Annotated in this window: 7 protein-coding genes; 3 read left to right on the top strand and 4 right to left on the bottom strand. The window is 31.6% G+C overall.

Going from position 1 to position 3,787, the window contains the following annotated elements; all coding sequences use genetic code 11:
• From Cyrtocomes_RS05545 to Cyrtocomes_RS05560, 4 genes are all read right to left on the bottom strand, one after another.
• On the bottom strand, positions 1–332 hold a 332-nt coding region (locus Cyrtocomes_RS05545; RefSeq protein WP_322498197.1), incomplete at its 3' end, for an IS630 transposase-related protein.
• Positions 333–473: 141 nt separating this feature from the next.
• Positions 474–833: a TraE/TraK family type IV conjugative transfer system protein gene (locus tag Cyrtocomes_RS05550; protein WP_322498198.1), complete on the bottom strand. Its 360-nt coding sequence runs from the start codon at positions 831–833 to the stop codon at positions 474–476.
• Positions 830–1,102, bottom strand: a complete 273-nt coding sequence (locus Cyrtocomes_RS05555) for a type IV conjugative transfer system protein TraL (RefSeq protein WP_322498199.1) — start codon at positions 1,100–1,102, stop codon at positions 830–832. The genes Cyrtocomes_RS05550 and Cyrtocomes_RS05555 overlap by 4 nt, the downstream gene beginning before the upstream one ends.
• A 1-nt stretch (position 1,103) precedes the next feature.
• The gene (locus tag Cyrtocomes_RS05560) at positions 1,104–1,400 is read right to left on the bottom strand and encodes a hypothetical protein (protein ID WP_322498200.1); all 297 of its coding nucleotides are present in this window, start codon (positions 1,398–1,400) and stop codon (positions 1,104–1,106) included.
• 271 nt (positions 1,401–1,671) lie between these two features.
• On the opposite strand from Cyrtocomes_RS05560, the gene Cyrtocomes_RS05565 reads away from it, so the two are divergent.
• The 3 genes from Cyrtocomes_RS05565 to Cyrtocomes_RS05575 are packed head-to-tail and all read left to right on the top strand — an operon-like array spanning position 1,672 to position 3,507.
• Entirely contained in the window at positions 1,672–2,145 is a 474-nt protein-coding gene (locus Cyrtocomes_RS05565; RefSeq protein WP_322498201.1) for an IS1595 family transposase, read from the top strand.
• The gene (locus Cyrtocomes_RS05570; RefSeq protein ID WP_322498202.1) at positions 2,139–2,573 is read left to right on the top strand and encodes an IS1595 family transposase; all 435 of its coding nucleotides are present in this window, start codon (positions 2,139–2,141) and stop codon (positions 2,571–2,573) included. Before Cyrtocomes_RS05565 ends, Cyrtocomes_RS05570 begins: the two co-directional genes overlap by 7 nt.
• A 19-nt stretch (positions 2,574–2,592) precedes the next feature.
• Positions 2,593–3,507, top strand: a complete 915-nt coding sequence (locus Cyrtocomes_RS05575) for a BRO-N domain-containing protein (protein WP_322498203.1) — start codon at positions 2,593–2,595, stop codon at positions 3,505–3,507.
• Positions 3,508–3,787: the final 280 nt, after the last annotated feature.

A 3,787-nucleotide genomic window follows, 5' to 3' on the forward strand; every position in this document is an offset into this window, starting at 1 on the left:
TTTTTGCGGAATCCGCCTTTGGATGATTTAGTGTTTTTTTTATAACTAATCCCTAGACGCTTTATTGCATACTTAATACCTGACGCAGTTATTCCTAATCTTTTAGCTCTTTCATGGCTATACGAATCTGGATGGTCAAGTATATCTTGTATTAATGCTTCTTTACTGAGCTTTTTCCACGGTTTATTCCTAGTTTTCTGAGGCTCTATCGCCTTCTTCCATCTACTTAAGGTTCTAATAGATATGCAGAACCTTAAACTTAGATCTTCATATCTAACTCCTTCTGCATGTAATTTCATTACTTTCTTTCGAAATTGTATTGGATATGTCATTTTACCTCACATTTGTTCACATCTACTATATAGCAATTATTATGCCATTTTATACTATCTTAGCTATAGTAAGAATTCCTTTTATTATCGCCCCATTTTTAATTACTGTTATATCTTGAACATCAAACTTTGTGGAAAGCTTTATTTTTTATGCTTTTCAGCTTCCTTCTCATAATACTCAGAAAGAGCATGATAAGAACTTGAATCTACATATTTTAGCAGAATTTCTGATTTATATTTGATATTATCTGGGGTTAAATCAAGTAATAGATCGGAAAAAAAGAGGGTCATTTGCTCAATATAACTATCCGAAAAATCAGAACCAGATACGCTAAATTCTTCTTTTAAAGAGGGCGGGACTATTATTATTTTTTCCTTTGATGAGATAACAAAAATGGAAAGTATTACATTTGATACAAGAAGCGCTACACTAATCAAAAAAAGCACATTCTTTTTTATGTTTAAAGATGTCAGTACCTTTCTAATAGAAGCAGGGTTCATACATAATACTTTCCGAAATATCTTTTGTTTTTAATGCTCACAAAATCACTAAGAAAGAAATACAACCTCCTTTTAAATCCCGTTTTCTTAAGAAAATCTTTTATAAATCTTACTATAACCACCGAGCCAAAAGTTGAGATAAGTGCAAGCAGCATCATATCTGATACAAGGCCGAGCATAATAATGGAAAGAACGCAGCATATCTCTAGCATAGTAAAACCCAGTATTTTTCTCTCTTCATCAAGATAGTTAAAGAGTTTTGTCTCCATACTATTGTAAAATAAGGGTGATAAATAATTGGAATATAGCAGATGAGACAATTGCAAATATGATAGGTGCAGGAGAACTTGCTTTAACGGTTGCATATACGCCCCCTCCTATGATTGCAGCGTGAACAATATATTTACCACTACCATTCATAATTTCTTTTACTGTTACGCCAAGGTCATCCAGAAATGGAATTGCAACAGCCTTGCCGGTAGCATATGAAATGGCAGGAACTAAAAATAATAAGAGGGATATAAAAAGATTCTTGCTTAAAAATAGCTTAAAGAATGATTTGACCATATATTAATGTCACCAAACTATACTGTGCTATAACATATATCATATATCGTATTATAGCAACAATATGCTAATAATTTATTGTTATTTTGTTTAACTTTGTGTTTAGCGGATATAGTTGTACAGTAAACTTCTTCGGAAACTATTACATATTTTAAAGTTAGTCACGCAACTCTTTTAGGGCAATTTGGGTGTTAATATACTTAATATACCAAAAAAAGCTTGATAATTAATTTTAAATGATTTAATCTACCTTATAAGAAATTATAAGAGTATGAATTTAATTGAATTTCAAAATCATTTTGCGGAAGAAAAGACTTGTAGAGAGTGGTTTGCTAAAAAAAGATGGGGAGGTGATAAAGCTATTTGCCCTTATTGTAATGCTACAGAAACCTACTCTTTCAAAGATGGTATTCTTTATAAATGCTCTAAATGCACTAAACAATTCACAGTTAGAATTGGTACAATATTTGAAGATAGCAGACTTCCGCTTACTAAATGGTTTTTAACTATTTACCTTTTTACTTCAATGAAAAAAGGGCTTTCTAGCTACCAATTAGCAAAATACCTTTCAATTACTCAAAAAAGTGCTTGGTTTGTTTTATGTAGATTAAGAGAAATTTTAGGAAGTGGATGCAATAATCCCTTTAATGGCACAACAGAAATAGATGAAGCTTACTTTGGAGGAAAAGAAGAAAACACAAACATAAACATAAAAAGCATACAACCACTAAACAAGTTGTGTTAGGTATGGTAAATCGTGAAACTGGGGAGGTTAGAGCTTTAAAAGTAGCAAGTGCAGAAAAGAGTATATTGCTTCCAAAGATTGCTTTAAATGTAAAAGACGGAAGTACAATTTGCACGGATACACTACACGCTTATAAAGATTTAAAGAAATTCTATAAGCACCATACAATCAAACACGAAGCTGGCGTGTTTGTAAGAAGACTAGAAGCTTTCAAAGTTCATACAAATGCAATAAAAGGATACTGGAGTTATGTTAAGCGTGGAATATACGGAATTTATCACTGGTGCAGTAAAAAGCATATTCAAAAGTATTTGAATGAGTTTAGCTTTAGATATTCAAAGCGTGCATTTACAGCTTTTACAAAATTTGAAAACTGGTTTGAAGTTTGTGAAGGAAAAAAGTTAGTATATGCGAATTTAATCAAGTAATAATTTTTAAAATATATATATGACAGATAAAAAACAACTAGATTTAATACCACAACAAGGAGAGTGCGTTGTGGGTAAATTTTTAAAAAAAGATGTCCGTAAAACTTTTTATAATGGAGAATGGTGGTTTTCTATTATTGATATTATAGAAGGTTTGGCGGAAACACCAGAGCCAGCAAGCTATTGGAATAAAGTAAAACAGAACGATGACGAACTTCGTCGTGAATGGACGAAGTTGAAAATGCCCAGCAAAGACGGTAAATATAGAGACACGGAAGTTGCAAATGTAGAAGAAATTTTAAGAATAGTGCAATCCGTACCTTCAAAAAATGCAGAGCCTTTTAAAAAATGGTTAGCTAAAACTGGGTTTGAAAGGTTGCAAGAGCAAAATAACCCTGACTTAACAGTTAAGCGAGCTATTTTATACTATGAATTACAGGGAAGAGATAAGCAATGGATACAAAACAGAATAGATGGACAGTTCACAAGAAATGAATTAACGGGCGAATGGAAGCAAAGAGGAGTAAAGGAAGGGCAAGAATACGCAACATTAACAAATATTATTTCTCAAGAAACTTTTGGCGTTTCTGTAAGTAAGCATAAAGAAATAAAAAGCTTAAAGAAAGAAAATTTGCGAGACCATATGACAAACATTGAGCTTATTTTTCAGCGATTAGGGGAGGAAGCAACAATTGAAGTAACGAGGCAGAGAAATACAAAAGGATTTGAACAAAATAAAAAAGCCGCAAAAGATGGCGGAGCAAGTGCAGGAGAGGCAAGAAAGGCTTATGAAAATAAAATAGGAAATAAAGTGGTAACATCTGATAATTTTTTAAAGAAAGTTGAGGAAGATAAAATCAATTTATTAGAAGAAAATAAAAACTTTGAGCCCGCAATTGATAAAATAGCTAATACTATTAAGATAAAAGCTTAATTTCCTTTTTTTATTTAGGTGGATTAAGTATATTAACGCCGCAATTTGGTTATATTTATGATATTAAGGTACCAAATAACTTATGCTATAAGTTATGCAAGAGGTCTAATTAAAAATAACTAGGCACAAAACTAGTCTTGCTTAATAAACTACTATTAATATGTTAGTACGTTATTAAAATCTCGTATTGATATATGAGCAAACTTAGAAAAGCTGCATTTAACGAAAAAGAAAAGCTGAATATTGCTACGAATCTCAAATACTTACTTGCAAAAATTAG

The organism is Candidatus Cyrtobacter comes (assembly GCF_034470605.1).
In the GTDB taxonomy this organism is placed as follows: Bacteria; Pseudomonadota; Alphaproteobacteria; order Rickettsiales; family Midichloriaceae; genus Cyrtobacter; species Cyrtobacter comes.

Excerpts from the sequence above, each read along its gene's own strand:
- Cyrtocomes_RS05550 (WP_322498198.1), bottom strand. The coding sequence starts at position 833 with ATGAACCCTGCTTCTATTAGAAAGGTACTGACATCTTTAAACATAAAA.
- Cyrtocomes_RS05555 (WP_322498199.1), bottom strand. The coding sequence starts at position 1,102 with ATGGAGACAAAACTCTTTAACTATCTTGATGAAGAGAGAAAAATACTG.
- Cyrtocomes_RS05560 (WP_322498200.1), bottom strand. The coding sequence starts at position 1,400 with ATGGTCAAATCATTCTTTAAGCTATTTTTAAGCAAGAATCTTTTTATA.
- Cyrtocomes_RS05565 (WP_322498201.1), top strand. The coding sequence starts at position 1,672 with ATGAATTTAATTGAATTTCAAAATCATTTTGCGGAAGAAAAGACTTGT.
- Cyrtocomes_RS05575 (WP_322498203.1), top strand. The coding sequence starts at position 2,593 with ATGACAGATAAAAAACAACTAGATTTAATACCACAACAAGGAGAGTGC.